The sequence below is a fragment of the Gordonia otitidis genome (assembly GCF_020735545.1).
Lineage (GTDB): Bacteria > Actinomycetota > Actinomycetes > Mycobacteriales > Mycobacteriaceae > Gordonia > Gordonia otitidis.
Window position 1 is genome coordinate 1,505,341 of the sequence record NZ_CP085974.1, and the last position, 17,967, is coordinate 1,523,307.

Genomic DNA, 17,967 nt, shown 5'->3' on the forward strand with positions numbered 1-17,967 from the left:
CATCGATTCGGCGATCACTGCGGACTCCGGGTGGACGGCGCGTCGCCGCCCACCCGGATTCACGCATCAGTGGCTGAAGCCCGGGTGCTGACCTTCCTTGGGCAGCGGGCCTTCGAGGTCGTCGAGGTAGGCGACCTGCGTCTTGATCTCGGTGAGGAGCGCGGTCGCGAGATCGTGGCTCATCCCGTTCTTCACGACGATGCGCTGCAGCGTCAGATCAGACATGTCGTCGGCCATCGGATACGCGGGCACAAGCCACCCCGACAGGCGCAGGCGGTCGGCGAGATCGTAGAGCGTCCACTTGTCGGTGTAGCCGTCCTTGAGCTTCCAGGCGAACACGGGAATGGTGTCGCCCTTGCTGATCAGCTCGAACGGCGCCATCTCGCCGATGTGCTTCGACAGATATTGAGCGACGTCCAGAGACTCCTGCTGAACCTGCCGATACCCCTCGAAACCCAGACGTAGGAAGTTGTAGTACTGCAGGAGGATCTGTGCTCCCGGCCGCGAGAACGGAAGTGCCAGGGTGGGCATGTCACCGCCGAGGTAACTCACGTGGAAGACGAGGCTCTCCGGCAGAGACTCCTTGTCGCGCCAGACAACCCACCCGATTCCGGGGTAGACGAGGCCGAACTTGTGCCCGGAGGTGTTGATCGACACCACACGCGGCACCCGGAAGTCCCACTCGAGTTCCGGCTGGCAGAACGGTGCGATGAATCCGCCTGATGCACCGTCGACGTGGATCTTGATGTCGAGCCCCGTCTCCTTCTCGATCTCGTCGAGCTTGGCTGCGATCTTCTTCACCGGCTCGTAGAGTCCGTTGTAGGTGACTCCCATGATCGCGACGACCCCGATGGTGTTCTCGTCGACGTACTTCTCGAGATCGGTGCCGTCGAACAGCACGTGCTCCGGGGTGCACGGGACGAAACGCGGCTCGACATCCCAGTAGTTGCAGAACTTCTCCCAACACACCTGCACTGCAGCGGAGAGCACGAGGTTGGGTTTGTCGGTCGGCTTGCCCTCGGCCTTACGCTTCTCCTGCCATTTCCGCTTGAGTGCCAGACCACCGAACATGCAGGCGTCCGACGATCCGACGGTCGAGGTGCCGATCGTGCCCTCGGGATCGGGTGCATGCCAGAGATCGGCCATGATCTTCCAGCAGCGTTCTTCGATTGCGGCGGTCGCGGGATACTCGTCCTTGTCGATCGAGTTCTTGTCGTAGGTCTCCGCGTAGATCCGGTTGGCCTGATCGTCCATCCAGGTCGTCACGAACGTCGCCAGGTTCAGGCGTGCGTTGCCGTCGAGGATCGCTTCGTCGTGAACGATCTGATAGGCGGTCTCCGGCAGCATCGGCTCTGCCGGGATCTTGAACTTCGAGATCGTGGTCGCCTCACCGTTCCTCGAGAAGACCGGCAGAGCCAGCGAATCGTTGATATTGGTCTTGAACCGGCTGTGGGTGTGATGTGTTTGGAACATCGCGATTCTCCTTTGATGACGATTGGGATGAGTTTTTTTCAACAGTGTTGGTGCGGCATCGGATTCGTACGAACCCGAGGTGCCCTCAGACGTATGGCGTTGATCCGTCGATCCCTCCTCAGACCTCTACCGGCGGATACAGGCGATCCATGTTGTATTGCCTGTCCCGACGTGCCGCCCAGGTGGACACCGCGAGGAAAACCAGGGTCAGCGCCACCACGACGACCAGCGACACCCAGAAGCGGGAGTCGACGCCCCCCACCGTCAACTGTCGTAGCCCGGTGACGGTGTAGGTCATCGGATCCACCCAGTGGATGTATTGGAAGGGTTTGGTCGTGGTGGGCACCGGGTAGATACCGCCTGCCGACGTCAGCATGATCATCAGGAATGCCAAGGTCACCACGCGTCCGACCGCCGGCCCGAACAATGCGTTGAACATCTGGATCATCGCCAGGAACATCGCGACCATCAGGAGCATGAACCCGAAAGTCGCCCATGGATGTGTCGGACGCAGCCCGATCGCGAACACCACGACGAGATAGAGGATCGTCGCCTGCAGGAAACCGACGAAGAATGTCGGCGCATAGGACGCGAGCACCACACGAAACGAGTTGAGTCCCTGGGCGATCGGCCGTGACTGCAGCGGCGTGAAAAGCATCCAGGCGATGATGCTTCCGACGAACAGCGCCAGGCCGAAGAAGAACGGGGTGAAGCCGGTACCGAATGTCTTGGCCTCGTTCAGGGTGTTCTCGTGCAGCGCGACGGGCTGCGACAATGCGTTCGCGAACTCCTCCTTCTGTTTCTCCGACCATTTTGGGATCTCCTTGACCCCGTCGTTGACCTTGCCGGCGAGCTGTTGTGTGCCTGCCGCGAGCTGCGTTGTGCCGGAGGCCAATTGGTCGGCACCGTCACTCAGTTCCACCAGCCCGGAACTCAGTTGATCGGCACCACTGCTGAGCTCGTTTGCCGCAGTCCGCGCTGCGATCACGTCGTTACGGAGCTGACCACTCTCTAGTAGCGAGAGCGCCTGCCGCACGGGACTCTGCGGATTGTTCATCTGCCCCGAGAGGAGTACGGCGTCGGATTTGACCTGGGTGAGCTGGTTGTTCGCGTCGGGCCCCAGTCCTTCGGTCCGCAAGTAGGTCTGTGCCGGCGACAACGCGCCCGCGAGTGCTCTCAGGTTCGGGTCACCACTCATCTGCAGTTGGGCAACAACGCCGTCGAGGGCTCGGCTCGCCTGAGACTGTGTCGTCGCAGCGTTGACCAATTGGGTCGACACGGTCTGCGTGTTGGTGCCGAGGCGATTCGCGGCCGCGGCCAACTCTGCCGACGAGATACCGGTACCACCGGAGTTGTCGAGCGCCGCGAGAATGGGATCGGTCGCGCTGGTGACCGCGGAGTCGAGCTGATTGAGTCCGCCGGCGAGTTGCCCCGCACCGTTCTTCGCCGTGACGAGATTGGTCGAGAGCTCATGTGCGCCGGAGTTGGCGGTCTTCATACCCGCATTCAGTTGGTTGACACCGGCCTGGGCCTCTTTGAGTTTGGGAATCAATTTGCTGACGTCGCTCAGCACGATGTCGAAGGTCTGCGCACCGACCTGGGCGCTCACCTTGTTCACCACCTGCTGTGCCGCGTCCTGTCCCATCACCGTGGACAGATAGTTGTTCGCATCGTTGTAGGTGAAGATCAGTCGTGCAGAGTGCGGATTGTCGCCCGTGGGAGAGGCGACCGACTCACTGAAGTCCTTCGGCAACGTGATCGAGAAGTAGTACTTGCCGTCGCGCACGCCCTCAGCGGCCTCTTTCTCTGAGACCTCATGCAGATCCAGCTGTTTGGAGTCGATCAACCCCTGCGCGACCTGGGCTCCCGCGTCGAGTTTGTTTCCCTGCACCGTGGTGCCGACGTCGGCGTTGACCAGCGCCACCGGGATCTTGTCGACGGCATTGAACGGATTCCAGAAGGCCCACAGGTACAGCGCGCCGTACATGAGCGGCATCAGGATGATGACGATGAGCGCCAGGCGTGGCATCCGGCCGCGGTAATAGCGTTTGAAATCGCTACCGGGGGAAAATGCAGCGAGCATCAGGTACGGTCCTCGGTCTCGAGTTCGACGAACTCGTGGTCGGTCAGGTTGTGTACATCGATGACGTCACGCACGCGAGCACCGGGAAAAGTGCCGTTCACGTCTGCGGTGACGACCGTCTGGGTCTCGCCCAGAGCGGCGAGACGGTCGATGAGTTTCTGGGCGCTGTCGATCCTGGTGAGCCTGTCGACGCCGCCCACCACGAGCAATGGTGGCCGGCGGATGTTCGCCACCGCGATGCGCAGCAGCGCGGCGGTGAACTCCGGGAGCTCCTCGACGAAGTCGTCGATGTCCGGAAGCGAGTACGGTCCGAACACGGGCCGACAGATGCGCTCCATGTCGGCAGGGGTTGCTCGGGGCACCCACTTGTACCACTTTGCCGCCCAACGGATCTGCTCGGTGATGACGTCGCGGACCCGGATGGTCTGCTCGATACCGTCGACCTCGTCGATCCAGGCGATCGCGGCTCGGGAGAACAGGTACTGGGCATTGTTCGTCTTCCCGAAGGCGTGCAGTTTTCCCGACGACGGCCGCATCCGGCCACCGAGGGTGAGCAGCAGCGCAGTGCGGCCGCGACCTCCGGACCCGACCAACACCGTGAGTCCGCCCTCGCGGATGGTGACGTCGGTCGGACCGTAGATCGGCCCCCACGATGCCCGTACCCCTATCCCCTCCGCCCGGACGAGTACATCGCCGTCGGGCGCACTCTGGACCGCGATCGGAGCCGTTGCCGGATCGTCCGGCGACAACCTGGCGTCGTGCGCTGACTCAGACATGTCGCCGACTCACTTCGCCGCAGCGGTCGGATCATCGACGGGCAGCGTGTTCTTGACCACCCGGCCGTCCTTCATGATCAGCGAGAAGTTCTTCGCCGGATCCGAGATGAGTGAGATGTCGGCGATCGGGTCGCCGTCGACGACGATCAGGTCCGCCCACGCGCCTTCCTTCACGACACCGAGAGGTGCCGAACCGTAGGGGTCACGCTCGCCCGACATCGCAAACAGCTCCGCGTTGCCCGAGGTGAGCATCTTGAGAGCATCGACATTGGAGTAGAACTCACCGAGGCGTGCGGCCATCTCGCTCTGTCGGGGTGCTGATTCCGGCTCGAGGAGCAGATCCGTGCCCCACGCGGTCTTCACGCCGTACTTCTTCGCCCACTCGTAGACGTTGCTCGTCCCGTTGCAGATCTCGCGGTTCTTCTCCGCACGGTTCGCGTCGGGGTAGCTGTGGTCGTGTTCGAAGAAGGGTTGCATCGACAACCACAGCCCCTTTTCGCCGATGAGGGCCACGGTCTGTTCGTCGGCGAGGTGACCGTGCTCGATCGAGCGAACTCCGGCGTCGATGGCCCGTCGGATGCCTGCGACGGTGTACACGTGGGTCGCGACATACGTGCCGTAGTCCTCGGCGGCCTGCACCGCGGCCCGCATCTCCTCCGGAGTGAACTGCAGCGTGTACAGGGGGTCGTACATCGACGCCGCGCCGCCGCCGATGGTGAGCTTGATCTGCGAAGCCCCCTTGCGAAGCTGTTCGCGCACCGCCGTCAACACGTGGCTCACGCCGTCGGCAACCCGGGTGAAGCCGATCGAATCCGTGCGACTCGGGCCGCCGTCGAACTCATAGGGGGTTTCATAGACGAAGGCGAAGTCGCCGTGCCCCGACGTCTGCGAGATCATCGCCTGGCTCGGATAGATCCGCGGCCCCTCGAACTCACCCTTGTCGATGAGAGTCTTGACCGGTGCGGTATCGCCGCCCATGTCACGAACGGTGGTGAATCCGCGCAGCAGCATCCGTCGCGCTTCGGCAATGGTGTTCCCGAAAAGGAGCCCCGTTGCACCCATCACGAAATCGAGATAGTTGTTCGCGTTTCCCATCAGGTGCACGTGAGCGTCGGTCATGCCCGGCATGAGGAAACGACCCGAGCCGTCGATCACAAGGGTCGAACGTCCCGGTATCTCACCCACGGGATTCGACGAGATTGCGCTGATGCGACTTCCTTCGATGACAACGTCAGAAGGACCCGAAATAGAATCAGAGAAACCGTCGAAAATCTTCACATTGCGTACGACAATTCGTCCGCCGCTGTTTTCTTGACCACACATGCCGCTGAGGCTAGCGACCGTTTCGTGCGGTTGTCCATCTGCGTGACACGCCGACACAGATGCGCTCTCATCCGAGATCATCTGCCGTACAACCACTTTCAGAGCACCTTCGCAGCCACGTCGATGGCATGCAGCGGCGGCCCGACCGTAGTTGGGTCAGGCTGAAGACACCTCACATCGACACGCGACGCGCGGCACGGAATCTGGGTTCATCGATTTGCAGTTTTACTGTAACCCGCGGAAGCAGGACAGTGTCTGCTTCTGGGCATCCCGTCACAAAATGTGAGTCATCGCGTCACGATTCGTACGCACGCGGAGAACGATCATTGAAACGACACGAAGAAGGGTGTGGGTTTCACCTTCATTGTCTGTGCCGGGGTGAGCATCGGGGTGTCCTCGGTGTAGAAGTTCTTCCACCCCATCGCGACATTCGGCGGCAGGTCGACGAGAATACGATTCCAGGTGTCCATCTTCACCGAAGGAATGCCGTGTCCGTCAGCATGGATCACGGTCTGCAGTTCTGGATGCGTTGTCACGATCTGTCCGCGGTTCGCGAGCATGTCGGTGTCGAACTCGTGCAGCACGAACAGTTTCTGCGGCAACCGGCGCTCACGCGTCAGGCGCGCGAGCCACTCCGATGTCGTGTTCACCTCGCCGGCACTGACAGAACCGATCTGGGTCAGATGCACCTGATCGGGCTTGAGCCGCCACTCCGGATCGAGTGCGAGACCCACATGGGGCATCGCGAGGAGGTCGGCGTATCGCTTGGCCTGGGTGAGGAAGTCCATCCTGCCGGGTTGTAGATCGAGGGTCACATAGACACCTGCCCGCCCCGCGGCTTCGACCCACGGCCTGACCTCGGCGGGGTCGATCATCGACGTGTACGCACCGCCATCTCCCGGCGATGCCGACGCCACGGTCACGATGATCTCGAAGGCGGGCACCACCTTCTCGCGACTCACGCGCTGATACTGGGCGGCAATGCCCTTGACGCGAGCAATCGTCGCATTCAGATCCTGGCGGCCGAGCGGCCCCAGCGACGGCGAACCCGGTGATCCGTACAGTGCCACCATCCGTCGGCCGGCCGCGACGAGTTGACCACCCCCGGGTACCTCCGGAACCGTGATCGCCTGCTCGACGTTGCGCGCCAATTCGGCGGTGTCGCCGAAAGTCCGGCCGAGTGCGAGCACAGGCACCGCGCCGCGCGTCTCACGCAGCGCACGCACCGAGTCGCTGCTCGCACGCGGGTCGGGCACCGGAACGTCGACGAGCCGCGTTCCACCGGCCCCGGCCGTGGCGACCAGGTCTCGGTCGGGCTGCCCGGCTACGAGCACGACCGGACGCGGTCCGCTCGGCGGCCGGTTGCCCTGCACCCGGCCGAGGTCCGCCGGGCGCGTCGCCGTATGGAGGCCGGTCGCGCCGGTACCGACGACCCACGCGGTTCGCACACCGAGTCGCCGGAGTTCGCCGTCGACGGCCGAACCCGTTGCCGGTCGCGTGGCGAAAACCGGCACGTGTCGCGCAGCCGCGACGTCGGAGACCTGCGTCCACTCTTCCGGCGTGGCCGAATCCGTGACCACCACGGCATCATTCGAACGACGGAACAGCTTGCTGCTCAGGGCGATCGCGGGGGAAGAAGGGGTGTCGACGACCTGTGCCGTCGCAGCCGGTGTCGCATACACCGCGACATCGGCGACACGAGGCAGCGTCGACGCCGTGGTCAGTAGCGCGAAGACGACGAGGGCGGCGACGAGGGCAACCATTCGTCCTCGTGACACCACCGACGCGCCCCTCCCTCACGAGTTCTCCCGAGCGTGTGTTGCGTGTGTCTCCGACGCATGTGCCCGATGCGTCTCCAACCTAACAATCACGGCGGCTTTCATGGGCGCGGCGCTCATGTCCGTGTCGGAAACGTTCACGCGCAGTCTCGTCGATGCAGGTAGAGAACTGACAACTCGTCCGCGATGCGCTCTGTGTCGGCGCCGCTCGACCGCGTCGTCGATCCGCCCATACCGTCGATGTGTCCGCCCGCGTGGTCGAAACCGAAAGGAATGACCGGAAGCTCGCGATCCCAGTGAACGCGGACCACGGCCCAGACCGCAGGAGTCACGAAGACCAGGATGACGAGCACCAGGAGCAGGATCTCTGAGAATGTCATGTCCGAAATCATCCGTGCGCGCAGATTCAGCCACCAGTGGCACCAAAGCCAACATCCGACAATTTCCTGCCATACTGGTCGGGTGCTCAGCAAAGTGGCAGCGATCCTGCACGCCGACGTCGCGCTCTTCGAGTTCGGCGTGCTCAACGAGGTTTTCGGTCTCGACCGGACCAGTTATGGAGTGCCGCCATTTGACTTCCGGGTCTGCGCGCCCGACCCGACCCAGCCGTTGAGCATCGGCAACGGGGCCAGCATCGTGGCATCACACGGGCTCGACGCCGCGCACGACGTCGACCTCGTCGCCATCCCCGGTGGCAGCACCAGCGGCGACTATCCCGAGGAGATTCTGGAGACGCTGCGATCGGTCGTGGCCAACGGAGGACGGGTGCTGACGGTGTGTTCGGGCGCTTTCGTCGCCGCGGCAGCGGGATTGCTCGACGGACGACGCTGCACAACGCACTGGGCCTACGGCGAGAAACTCGCGCGCATGTACCCCGCGGCCCTGGTCGACACAGACGTGCTCTTCGTCGACGACGGTCCGATCACGACCAGCGCGGGCACCGCCGCCGGAATCGATGCGGCTCTACATCTCGTGCGGGAAGAATGCGGGCACGAGGCCGCGAATATGATCGCCAGAAGAATGGTCGTCCCGCCGCATCGCGACGGCGGTCAGCGCCAATTCGTCGAGACGCCGGTCCCGGTGTGCGGTTCCGCGGGATTCGCCGAGATGCTCGACTGGCTCGTCGAGAACCTCGACCGGGACATCCGGGTCGACGACATGGCCGCACGGATGCACATGTCGTCACGCACGTTCGCGCGGCGATTCGGTGACGAGGTCGGGGTGTCGCCGCACAGATGGCTCACCGAGCAGCGCGTCGCCCACGCTCGCCGACTTCTCGAGACGACCTCGCTGTCCATGGACCACATCGCCACGCAGTCGGGATTCGGCTCGGCGACGCTGCTGCGACACCACTTCGCCTCCGCTGTCGGCGTGTCGCCTGCAACCTATCGCCGACGCTTCGCCGCAGATCAGGCCGGTTAGTCGGCTTTCGTCGACGCCACTTCGGCGCTTGTCGACGCGTCATCGCTCGGTTCGGCACCGATCGAGCCGGCCGCGGGCGCCACCGCATCGCTCACCACCGGTTCCTCACCCGTCGATGCGTCCTCGACCGAGTCGCGATAGGACTCGCTGAAGGACACGCGTGGCGTGGTCGCGACATGAATCACCGCGAGCACGACGTAGACGATCGCGGCGACACCGAAGAGCACCGCGAGCACGATCGCACCAATGTGTACCGCGCTGATCACCAAGCCGTCGCCACGCGAGGCAACCGCGCCCGCGGCGGCCAGCACGGCCGCGAGCAGGGCCCACGCCGCACCACGAAGTCGCGGCGTCACCGTCGACGAGTAGAACAGCCGCTGATACAGCGAGACCTCGTACTCCTCGACCGCGGCGAGACGGACCGGATCGCCGTCGGCGAGTTCACGGAGATCACGCGCCAAACCCGCGGCGCCGGCCAATCTGTCGGCCTCGCGCTCGCGGGTTCGGACATATGCAATGGTCGCGACCGTGGCTGCAACGAGCCCCAGGCCGACCATGACCCCCAGATCATTCACGCACTAGACGCTACCGTGCCGCTGATTCTGTGCCGCACGTTCTGGGCAGACGGTTCAGGCGATCTGCGCCTGCCACATCCAATGGAGTTGTTCCAGCTTCGCGGCGAACGAGATCAGCAGGTCCTGGGTGACCGGATCGGCGTCTTCTGTCTCGTCGATCCGCGTGCGCAGACCGGCGATCACTGCCTTGAGGTTGTCGACGATCGATGTGATGACCTCGGTGTCAGAAGTCCATCCGTCACCGAATCCGGTGGTGCCCGCCGTCTTGGCCACGGTTTCCGCCCGGCCGTCCGGCGAGACCCCGATGGCCGTCGCCCGTTCTGCGGCCTGATCGGTGAACTCGCGGCTCACCGTGACCAGCTCGTCGAGTTCGAGGTGAACCGAGCGGAAGTTGCGCCCGACGACATTCCAGTGCGCTTGCTTGGCGACGAGGGACAGGTCGATCAGATCGACCAGCGTCTGCTGCAGCGCATGACCGGTGATCGCTTTCTGCTCATCGGTCAACGTGCTCGTGATCGGAGTGTTCGTCATTGTGTGACTCCTTCTCTCATGTCTGCCCGCCGGTGGGCGGGTCGTGACGTACGTCCGGCGCCGGGCTGTGGCGCCGGACTCGCAACGGTCGCGTCAGCTGCTCAGACGCGGACCGTTAGGTTGTGGGCGATGTTGCCCTTCGTTGCCTTCGAGTACGGGCAGAAGGCGTGCGCGCCCTCGGCGAGTTCCTTCGCCTTCGCCTCGTCGACGCCGGGGATGTAGGTCTCGATGTCGGCGACGAGTCCGAACCCTCCGTCGGCCGGGTCCTTCCCGATACCGATGGTGACGGTGACCGTCGACTCATCGGGGACGGGCGTTCCAGCATTCTTGGATGTCGCGCGTAGCGCGCCGAGAAAACAGGCTGCATATCCGGCCGAGAAGAGCTCTTCGGGGTTGCTGCCCTCTCCGCTACCGCCAAGCTCCTTGGGCGGACGCAGATCGAGATCGATCTGCCCGCTCGCCGAGACGACCTCACCGTCGCGACCACCTCCGGTTGCTGTCGACGAGATCGTGTATGCGGGTTCGATAGCCATGGTCATCTCCTGGAAGTGTGTGAGAACTGTTGTCGTGGTTGAGCTGGTGTGTGACAGATCAGCGATCCGGCTCCGACGGCGCGGTGGCACGACAGGCTGGACACTGACCCCAGAACGTCACCTCGGCCTCGTCGATCGAGTAACCGTGGTCGGCGTCCGGCATGAGACACGGTGCCGATCCGACGACGCAATCGACATCGACGATCTCGCCACACGTGCGGCACACGAGATGGTGGTGATTGTCTGCGGTGCGTGTCTCGTAGCGCACCGCAGAACCTGCAGGCTCGATGCTACGGAGCAATCCGCTCTCCGTACATGAACGCAGCACGTCGTAGACGGTCTGCTTCGACACGCCCCCGAGCTGCTCCCGCACTCCGCGGGCGACGAAGTCGGCCGTCGAATGCGGATACGCGGCCAAGACCTCGAGCACCGCGAGACGAGGGGCGGTGACCCGCATCCCCGCGTCACGGAGCTGTCGTCCGAGGGCCTGTCGATCCTGCATGGAGTTCATCGTAACAGCCAAATTGGACTTGGTCTAGTTTTTAGATCATGTCCAATTTTGGTCATTCGGTGCAGTGAGACGATGAAGCGATTTCTGAATCCGCACGGCAACTGGCATGCTCTCAGGGTGTCTGGGCTCTCTGAGGGATTGATCCGCTCGCTCGTCGTCAGCGCGCTTGCCGTACTACTGGGCGCAGTCGGCGCGGTCGTGGCGCCACCGGCGCATGCATCCGACTCCAGCACGGTGACAACACTGCATTTCGACGTCGCACACGACTCGGGCCCGCGCTGCGACGTGATCGGTGATCTCTATGTCCCGCACGGTGTTTCGTCAGCGAAGCGTGCACCTGCGATCTTGACGACCAACGGTTTCAGCGGCAGCAAGGACGATCAGGCACCGCTGGCACGCATGTTCGCCGCGCGCGGTTACGTCGTACTCGCCTACTCCGGGCTCGGGTTCGGCGGATCGGGTTGCCGCGTCACGTTCGACAGTCCGACCCCGGACGGCGACGCCGCGTCGCGACTCGTCAGCTATCTGGGCGGCACGAACGGCATCGCCTTCCGCGACGCCGCACACACGACGCCCGCACCCGTACTCGACGTCGTCGAGCGCGACAGCGTCGACCATCGGGGCGCCCACAGCTCCCACGATCCGCGCGTCGGCATCATCGGTGGCTCCTACGGCGGCCACATCCAGTTCGCCGCCGCCTCTGTCGATCCGAGAATCGACACGATCGTGCCGATGGCGACCTGGAACGACCTCTCGTATTCGTTGTCGCCCAACAACACCGGCCAAACGGTCGGTGTCAGTACCCCGACACAGGGTGCGGTCAAGCTCAACTGGAGCGCCACCCTGGTCGCCGGAGGACTCGTCTCCGGTGTCCAGCACGCGGCTGTCGAGCCGCAACGACTGGCAGGGTGCCCCGACTTTCCTGCGGCGGTGTGCGACGCGCTCGTCCAATCGGCCACGACCGGAACAGTCGACCCGTCGATCCTGGATGGATTCCGACGGGGCTCGGTTGCCTCGTTCCTCGATCGCATCACCATTCCCACACTGCTCGTGCAGGGCGAACAGGACACCCTGTTCACTCTCCGAGAAGCACTGGCCACCCACCGCGGACTGCTGGCGAGGGGCGTCCCCACGTCGATGATCTGGTTCTCCGGCGGACACTCGGGATCGCCCGCTCCCGGCGACTTCTCGTCTGACAAGCCCGACCCCGATGGCCAGTACGTCATGCATCGCGCCACGGCGTGGCTCGACCACTATCTGAAGGGAATCGGTACCGGTACCGGCCCCGCCTTTGCCTACTTCCGCAACTGGATCGACTATCGGGGCATCGCGACCCCCGCCTATGCGACGGCCACAACTGTCGACGTCGGCGACCGCGAGGAGTTCGCCCTCTCCGGGGTGAACGGCCTGGTGCCCTCCTCGTCGATGCCGAGTCGGGGCACCGCGCGGCTGACCACGCCACCTGCAGGACTGCCGACCTCACACGACAAGCCCGACGCGCTCGGACTGATCAGCGCCCCCGAACGCGATGTCGCGGGCACCTTCGCACAGTGGGACACCGCTCCGCTGCCTGCCGCCCTCGATGTCGTCGGAACACCGACACTGCGGTTGCGTGTGCGAGCACCGAAGACGAGCAGCGCGGCTCTCGCCGACCAACTCGTACTGTTCGCCCGGCTTGTCGACGTCGATGCGGCGGGAGTATCGACAACGGTCGGCAATCTCGTTGCTCCGGTGCGGATTTCGAATCCCGACCACCCGCTGACCATCACTCTTCCCGCAGTCGTCCATCGCTTCGGCCCCGGCCACCGGCTACGGCTCGTGGTCTCCGGAGGATCGACGAACTATCGCGGCGGTATGCGCCCGACCCCGGTGTCGATCGATGCGGGCCCCGAGCAGACCCTCCGACTCCCGGTCGTCTGACCTCGCCCGTCGCCGGACTCTCGAGTGGCGCAGCCGCTCCGCCTGTCGTATCGTTGTTCCCACGAGATCACGTGTAGCAACGGGGAAGAGTCCCGATGTTCGCGTCCGTGACGGCCCTTCTCTCGGGTCCCGCGTCGAAAAGCGCACGCGATCTCATTCGTGAAGAGAGAACACACCATGAGCAACACCACTTCGGCAACCGCCGCTGCATCCTCCCCGGAATCCGATTCCTACGGAATGACCGAGCTCAACCGCGAAGCGCAGATGGGTGGATTGGGCACCGAGACCACCGATCGCGAGGTCCGGCGTATCAGCCTCGCCGACTTCGAACAGCGTCGCGAGCAGATCGCCGACGAACTGTGGTCCGCTGCAACAGACATCGGATTCTTTCAGGTTGTCGACCACGGCATCGACATGGCCGAGGTCAACCACGCCTTCGAGATGTCGGCGAAATTCTTCGAGCTCCCGCGTGAGATCAAGGAGCAGTTCCCACTCAAGAAGGGGCAGAACGCGGGCTGGGAGTTCTCCAGCCAGGTTCGCCCGTCGGTGGGCACACCGGACCAGAAGGAGTCCTACCAGCTCACGCTTCCCCGCATGGAGGGCCTGTGGCCGTCCGAGGAGGAGCTCGCTGGCTTCCGCCAGACTCTCCTCGACTTCGAGCACAAGTGCTGGAAGCTCGCTATGGACATCCTCGGGTGCTTCGCAGACAAGCTCGGCTTCGACCGCGAATTCTTCACTCGCGCACATGATCCCAGCACAGCGACCTACCAGAGCACACTACGTCTGCTCCATTACTACGCCTTCCCCGACGCCATGCTCGATGAGCCGAACGTCTGGCGTGCGGGCGCACACACCGACTTCGACGCGTTGACGCTGCTGTTCCAGCGCGCGGGCCAGGGTGGCCTGCAGGTACTGCCGGGAGCCGAGGCCTCGTCGCAGGCCTGGACGCCCGTCGAGCCCTCCGATGAAGCAATCACCTGCAACATCGGCGACATGCTGATGCGCTGGTCCGACGACCGTCTGCCGTCGAACTTCCATCGCGTGCGCGCACCGCGTCGTGGCGAGTACACGGGGCCGCGATACACGATCGCGTACTTCGCGCAGGCGAACACCGATGCCGTGATCGAAAGCGCCGCAGGCAAGTACCCGCCGATCACCGGCGGCGACTACATCGCCCAGCGCATCGCCGCGAACTTCGCCAAGTGACGACCGGAGTGACCGTCGGAGGACACCGGGCATCGGTGTTCTCCGACACCTCGGTCTACAGCGGGGGTATCTGGATCGAGCACCAGGACGTACGCGTGGTCGACGGCGTCGTCGAATCCATCACTGCTCATGCGTCGTCGGAACATGCTCCAGGCGAATCGATCTCGACCGGTGGTTACGTCATCCCCGGCTTCGTCAATACGCACACGCACCTGCAGCAGTCGCTCATGCGTGGCATCGCCGAGTGCACCCCGCTGCTCGAATGGTTGCTCGCGGTTGGTGAGGAATCGGTCGCGATCACGCCGGAGCGCGCCTACACGGCGGCGGTCGCGGCGAGCCTCGAGATGCTTCGATCCGGCACCACGACCGTTGTGGAGCACATGTGGCCACATCCGTCCGATGAGGTACACGGTGCGGTCATCCAAGCGTTGCAGGACACAGGGATCCGCGCGGTCCTCGGGCGCGGTGTCGCCGACAGGCCGGATGCCACCCGCAAGTGGGGTTTCGAGCCGCGCCTCATGCAACCGCTCACCGACGTGCTCGATCACGTCGACCATCTGCGTAATCAGGTCGCCGACTCCCCGATCACCGTCGCGCTGGCCGTGCCGAATCCCCGATCGGTCACCGAGACCGGAATGATCACGCTGCGCGAGTTCGCACAGCAACGCGACATGTCAGTGATGATCCATCTACTCGAGACGCCGACCGATGACGTCATGTGCCTCGAGCACGCGGGGCTCGGTGCTGTCGAATACCTCGACTCGAACGGTTTCCTCTGGAACCGGGTACTCGCCGTGCACTGTGTCGAGCTCGACGACGTCGGACAGTCGATACTTGCCGAGCGTGGAGTTGCCGTGTCGCACAATCCGTTGTCGAACATGCGGCTCGGCAGCGGCATCGCACCTGTCCCAGCGATGCTCGACCGCGGCCTCGGCGTCGGACTCGGCGTCGACGGCGCAGCCAGCAACGACACCCAGGACATGCTCGAGACCTTCCGGGTCGGAGCGTATCTACAGCGTGCGGCGCACAAACGCGCCGACCTCATGGGTTTCGAGACGATGCTCGACATCGCCTGCGGCGGAGCGAATGTGGCGCTCGGGCTGCCCGAGGTGATCGGTGGCGTCAGCGTCGGGTCACCGGCCGACCTGACGCTTGTCCGGTTCGACCGCGATTACGCGACGTTGCCGGTGCGTGATCCGGGGGCATCACTGCTCACGACCGGCTCGCGCTCGATCGTCGACATCGTGATGGTCGACGGCGACGTAGTGATCTCCGACGGTCGTAGCGTTCGAATCGACGAGGCCGCGTTCACGAAGGAAATCGCAGCCCTGTCCTGAGGATCGACACCACCCTGCGGGCCGGCGTTTCGGACGAAGGGAGGGAGTCGACGCCGCCGCGTCTGACTCCCCTCCCTTCGTCAGCAGAACCGGGTCAGGATGCTGTGGACCGCTTGTGTCACGGTGAGTCGGTCGTAGGACTGCACGAAATCGAAGCTGCGTTCGAGGTCCGCGCAGTCGTCGTGCAGATCGCGCGCCGAGAGCAATGCCGCGAAGTGCGGGCCGAGCACAGCGACGGTCCACTCGTTGACGAGATCGTCCGCCGGATCGAGTGGCGCGTGCCGGATGTTGCCGTCGACCATGTGCGACAAACCGACCCCGTAGACGCCCGCGAATCCGGTGACATCCGCGAGTTCACGCCAGCGCGAGGCTGTCACCTCGGTGAAGTGCTTGGCGTGCTGGAATGTCCCGACCACGATCATCGCCTGCCCTGCCGACGCCGCTTGCGACTCCAGGGATTTGCTCATCTCCACCAGCAACCGCTTGGTTCCCCGCCGCGGCTCGGACAGACCGGACGCCAGCCCATAGGGCGTGTCGGCCGCCGGGGCGGGACTCGACCAGACCGGCGCCTCGGGGAAGGGCACGACCTCATCGTCAGGTAGTTCTGAGGGATTGGCTACCGCCGGATACAGCTTGCCGGTGCCGTGGGTCGCCCCGATCGTCAGGGCCGCTGATCGCGACTTCTCGTCGTCGATTCCCTCCGCGACAACGACGGCGTGGCTTCGTTCGACGTGGGCGGCGAGTGCGTGCGCCACCTCGGCCATGTCGGGTTCGGTGGTCACCGAGAGCAGTTCCGGTCCAGTGATGATCACGTCCGGTTCGATGAGCGGCAGCATAGAGATCGCATGCGGGTCAACGCCTATGCCGTCGACGCAGATCACCCTGCCGCGACTGCGCGCGGCCGCGACGGCGGCGAGCATCTCGTGCGGACGCGAGAGCAACTGTGCTGGTGAGACCGAGAACACCAGTCGTTGCAATGTCGGCGGGGTCGGGAGCGCCTCGAGGTCGTCGACCGCAATGGAATCCATGTCGATGGCGATGAGGACCGGGAGGATCTCGGCGAGCTCGTCGGCCTGCGGCGACTCGGCGAAGACCATCTTCTGCTTGTCGAGTGCAGCCTTCTGCTCCATGAGTCGAGCTGCGCGACGCAACGACTCTGCCGTGCCCATCGCGCTTCCGGCAAGACCACGGACCTGCAATTCGACAGCCGCGAGCGCACCGTCCGAGAGACGGCGGACCGGGGCGAACTGCATGACGACCTCCATCGACAGATCTTCGGCAGACAGCACCGACGAGTGGTAAGTGGATCGTCGAGAAAGACGCTTCATCTTCTTAGCTAACCATCCATTTACGAGATATGCGAAAGTCAGTGGCTTGTACAGGGTCCCCGGGGACCTTGTGATCGGTTCGTTACCAAGGGTTGCTGTTGAGGTATCAGAACTCTTTCGCGCTGGTCAGCGATGTGCGCTGAGACCTACTGTCGACCACAGAGCGTCATGGCAGCCGTTTCGTGACGACATCTGGAGTGAGGAGACGCTCATGTCGGTGGTCACCACGGACGTTCACCCTGGCAGCGCCCCCGGCCCATCTCAGGACCAGCCGCTCGCCGGAACGACGACAACCGCCGAAACACCCGAGGCGGCTCCACTGATCGCGTCGGCCAGGTCCGGAGCGGTGATCGTCGGGCTTCTCGCAGCGAGCACCGCGGTGACGTTCGGTTCGCTGTTCTTCGCTGGGTGAGTTCGTGCCCGCTGGTTGAGCGGGCCGATTCCGCCGCCCGGGTCGGGAACCCCCTCAGCTACCCCGCAGCATCCTGGTCGGTCGCATCCGCGTCAATTGTGGCAGCCACCGATTGACGGACTTCTGGATCGTGCACAGCGCAGAGACCACCAACAGGGCGAACTGCAACCACCCGATGATCGGCATCGCCGACCACAGATCGGGGTAACGGAACAGAAGGTCGATGCCGCTGGGGATGCAGAGCAGATTCACGACGACGGCCGCGAGGTAGAAGTTCCGGCAGTTGCGGCTGTGGTGACTCGCCGCTCCGACGAGCAGTGCGTACTCGACGACGAGGAACACGACGATCATGACCAACATGAACACCGGGAAGAAGTTCGCCAGCGAGTCGATGCGATCGGCGGGCGCCGCGTTGCGTGGGTCGCTCGCGACGCCCTCTCGCAACCGATCGCGAAGTAAGCCCTTGATCGTGCCGATATTGACGAGGCCGTAGACGAACGAGACCATCGCTGCGACGGCCGCGCCCCAGAACGCGACGCGCGCATGGACCGTCAACGCGCGCGGCGGCGGACCGGGATCGACCGGCCGCGAGGGGTAGAGCATCGCCTCGTCCTTGTCCTTCGATCGACGCTCGATCGCTGCCAGGTCCTCGGCGTCGAGCTCAGCCTGGGTTGGTACGCGATCTGGGTCGTCGGGGTCGGTCATGGTCACGATTGTCGCACTGCCGGCACAGCGCGATCCTGAGATCCGCGCCCCGCC

The 17,967-nt window shown here is 64.2% G+C and carries 17 protein-coding genes; 5 read left to right on the forward strand and 12 right to left on the reverse strand.

The window, feature by feature from the left end:
- Positions 1 to 66: 66 nt before the first annotated feature.
- The 6 genes from LK459_RS06850 to LK459_RS06875 all read right to left on the reverse strand — a co-directional run bounded on the left by LK459_RS06850 (position 67) and on the right by LK459_RS06875 (position 7,813).
- Entirely contained in the window at positions 67 to 1,473 is a 1,407-nt protein-coding gene (locus LK459_RS06850) for a glutamate decarboxylase (RefSeq protein ID WP_007238552.1), read from the reverse strand.
- 118 nt (positions 1,474 to 1,591) lie between these two features.
- The gene (locus LK459_RS06855) at positions 1,592 to 3,556 is read right to left on the reverse strand and encodes a YhgE/Pip domain-containing protein (RefSeq protein ID WP_227922346.1); all 1,965 of its coding nucleotides are present in this window, start codon (positions 3,554 to 3,556) and stop codon (positions 1,592 to 1,594) included.
- Positions 3,556 to 4,332, reverse strand: a complete 777-nt coding sequence (locus tag LK459_RS06860; RefSeq protein WP_007237331.1) for an ATP-binding cassette domain-containing protein — start codon at positions 4,330 to 4,332, stop codon at positions 3,556 to 3,558. Before LK459_RS06860 ends, LK459_RS06855 begins: the two co-directional genes overlap by 1 nt.
- Positions 4,333 to 4,341: 9 nt before the next feature.
- The gene (locus tag LK459_RS06865; protein WP_007237330.1) at positions 4,342 to 5,655 is read right to left on the reverse strand and encodes a metal-dependent hydrolase family protein; all 1,314 of its coding nucleotides are present in this window, start codon (positions 5,653 to 5,655) and stop codon (positions 4,342 to 4,344) included.
- A 323-nt stretch (positions 5,656 to 5,978) separates the two neighbouring features.
- A complete protein-coding gene (locus LK459_RS06870) occupies positions 5,979 to 7,418 on the reverse strand; it encodes a hypothetical protein (RefSeq protein ID WP_007237329.1) in 1,440 nt (479 codons plus the stop codon).
- A 152-nt stretch (positions 7,419 to 7,570) separates the two neighbouring features.
- Positions 7,571 to 7,813, reverse strand: a complete 243-nt coding sequence (locus LK459_RS06875; RefSeq protein WP_007237328.1) for a hypothetical protein — start codon at positions 7,811 to 7,813, stop codon at positions 7,571 to 7,573.
- Positions 7,814 to 7,895: 82 nt separating this feature from the next.
- On the opposite strand from LK459_RS06875, the gene LK459_RS06880 reads away from it, so the two are divergent.
- Positions 7,896 to 8,855, forward strand: a complete 960-nt coding sequence (locus tag LK459_RS06880; protein WP_227922349.1) for a GlxA family transcriptional regulator — start codon at positions 7,896 to 7,898, stop codon at positions 8,853 to 8,855.
- Here the strand turns inward: LK459_RS06880 and LK459_RS06885 are convergent.
- From LK459_RS06885 to LK459_RS06900, 4 genes are all read right to left on the reverse strand, one after another.
- A complete protein-coding gene (locus LK459_RS06885; RefSeq protein WP_007239330.1) occupies positions 8,852 to 9,412 on the reverse strand; it encodes a hypothetical protein in 561 nt (186 codons plus the stop codon). The genes LK459_RS06880 and LK459_RS06885 overlap by 4 nt on opposite strands.
- Positions 9,413 to 9,484: 72 nt before the next feature.
- Entirely contained in the window at positions 9,485 to 9,961 is a 477-nt protein-coding gene (locus LK459_RS06890; RefSeq protein WP_007239331.1) for a Dps family protein, read from the reverse strand.
- 101 nt (positions 9,962 to 10,062) lie between these two features.
- On the reverse strand, positions 10,063 to 10,494 hold the full coding sequence (locus tag LK459_RS06895; protein WP_007239332.1) for an organic hydroperoxide resistance protein: 432 nt from the start codon (positions 10,492 to 10,494) through the stop codon (positions 10,063 to 10,065).
- Between the two features lie 58 nt (positions 10,495 to 10,552).
- Positions 10,553 to 10,996: a Fur family transcriptional regulator gene (locus tag LK459_RS06900; RefSeq protein WP_007239333.1), complete on the reverse strand. Its 444-nt coding sequence runs from the start codon at positions 10,994 to 10,996 to the stop codon at positions 10,553 to 10,555.
- 81 nt (positions 10,997 to 11,077) lie between these two features.
- On the opposite strand from LK459_RS06900, the gene LK459_RS06905 reads away from it, so the two are divergent.
- The 3 genes from LK459_RS06905 (at position 11,078) to LK459_RS06915 (ending at position 15,468) form a co-directional block, all read left to right on the forward strand.
- Complete coding sequence (locus LK459_RS06905; RefSeq protein ID WP_227922352.1) at positions 11,078 to 12,925, forward strand: CocE/NonD family hydrolase; 1,848 nt, start codon at positions 11,078 to 11,080, stop codon at positions 12,923 to 12,925.
- 177 nt (positions 12,926 to 13,102) lie between these two features.
- The gene (locus tag LK459_RS06910) at positions 13,103 to 14,131 is read left to right on the forward strand and encodes an isopenicillin N synthase family dioxygenase (protein ID WP_007237249.1); all 1,029 of its coding nucleotides are present in this window, start codon (positions 13,103 to 13,105) and stop codon (positions 14,129 to 14,131) included.
- Positions 14,128 to 15,468 (forward strand): amidohydrolase family protein, encoded by a 1,341-nt coding sequence (locus tag LK459_RS06915; RefSeq protein WP_227922355.1) that lies wholly within the window; start codon positions 14,128 to 14,130, stop codon positions 15,466 to 15,468. Before LK459_RS06910 ends, LK459_RS06915 begins: the two co-directional genes overlap by 4 nt.
- Before the next feature lie 80 nt (positions 15,469 to 15,548).
- Here LK459_RS06915 and LK459_RS06920 read toward each other — a convergent pair whose 3' ends face one another.
- Positions 15,549 to 16,721 carry a DICT sensory domain-containing protein gene (locus tag LK459_RS06920; protein ID WP_007237247.1) on the reverse strand — a complete coding sequence of 391 codons (1,173 nt, stop codon included), beginning with the start codon at positions 16,719 to 16,721 and terminating at the stop codon, positions 15,549 to 15,551.
- A 286-nt stretch (positions 16,722 to 17,007) separates the two neighbouring features.
- Here LK459_RS06920 and LK459_RS06925 point away from each other — a divergent pair, with 286 nt between their 5' ends.
- Positions 17,008 to 17,208, forward strand: coding sequence for a hypothetical protein (locus tag LK459_RS06925; protein WP_007237246.1), 201 nt, complete (start codon positions 17,008 to 17,010; stop codon positions 17,206 to 17,208).
- Between the two features lie 54 nt (positions 17,209 to 17,262).
- Here the strand turns inward: LK459_RS06925 and LK459_RS06930 are convergent, their stop codons facing one another.
- A complete protein-coding gene (locus LK459_RS06930; RefSeq protein ID WP_227922357.1) occupies positions 17,263 to 17,913 on the reverse strand; it encodes a hypothetical protein in 651 nt (216 codons plus the stop codon).
- Positions 17,914 to 17,967 lie beyond the last annotated feature (54 nt).

Bases quoted from the DNA above. Each gene is read 5' to 3' on its own strand.
- LK459_RS06850 (WP_007238552.1), bottom strand. From the start codon at position 1,473: ATGTTCCAAACACATCACACCCACAGCCGGTTCAAGACCAATATCAAC.
- LK459_RS06855 (WP_227922346.1), bottom strand. From the start codon at position 3,556: ATGCTCGCTGCATTTTCCCCCGGTAGCGATTTCAAACGCTATTACCGC.
- LK459_RS06860 (WP_007237331.1), bottom strand. From the start codon at position 4,332: ATGTCTGAGTCAGCGCACGACGCCAGGTTGTCGCCGGACGATCCGGCA.
- LK459_RS06865 (WP_007237330.1), bottom strand. From the start codon at position 5,655: ATGTGTGGTCAAGAAAACAGCGGCGGACGAATTGTCGTACGCAATGTG.
- LK459_RS06870 (WP_007237329.1), bottom strand. From the start codon at position 7,418: ATGGTTGCCCTCGTCGCCGCCCTCGTCGTCTTCGCGCTACTGACCACG.
- LK459_RS06875 (WP_007237328.1), bottom strand. From the start codon at position 7,813: ATGACATTCTCAGAGATCCTGCTCCTGGTGCTCGTCATCCTGGTCTTC.
- LK459_RS06885 (WP_007239330.1), bottom strand. From the start codon at position 9,412: ATGGTCGGCCTGGGGCTCGTTGCAGCCACGGTCGCGACCATTGCATAT.
- LK459_RS06890 (WP_007239331.1), bottom strand. From the start codon at position 9,961: ATGACGAACACTCCGATCACGAGCACGTTGACCGATGAGCAGAAAGCG.
- LK459_RS06895 (WP_007239332.1), bottom strand. From the start codon at position 10,494: ATGGCTATCGAACCCGCATACACGATCTCGTCGACAGCAACCGGAGGT.
- LK459_RS06900 (WP_007239333.1), bottom strand. From the start codon at position 10,996: ATGCAGGATCGACAGGCCCTCGGACGACAGCTCCGTGACGCGGGGATG.
- LK459_RS06905 (WP_227922352.1), top strand. From the start codon at position 11,078: ATGAAGCGATTTCTGAATCCGCACGGCAACTGGCATGCTCTCAGGGTG.
- LK459_RS06910 (WP_007237249.1), top strand. From the start codon at position 13,103: ATGAGCAACACCACTTCGGCAACCGCCGCTGCATCCTCCCCGGAATCC.
- LK459_RS06920 (WP_007237247.1), bottom strand. From the start codon at position 16,721: ATGCAGTTCGCCCCGGTCCGCCGTCTCTCGGACGGTGCGCTCGCGGCT.
- LK459_RS06925 (WP_007237246.1), top strand. From the start codon at position 17,008: ATGTCGGTGGTCACCACGGACGTTCACCCTGGCAGCGCCCCCGGCCCA.
- LK459_RS06930 (WP_227922357.1), bottom strand. From the start codon at position 17,913: ATGACCGACCCCGACGACCCAGATCGCGTACCAACCCAGGCTGAGCTC.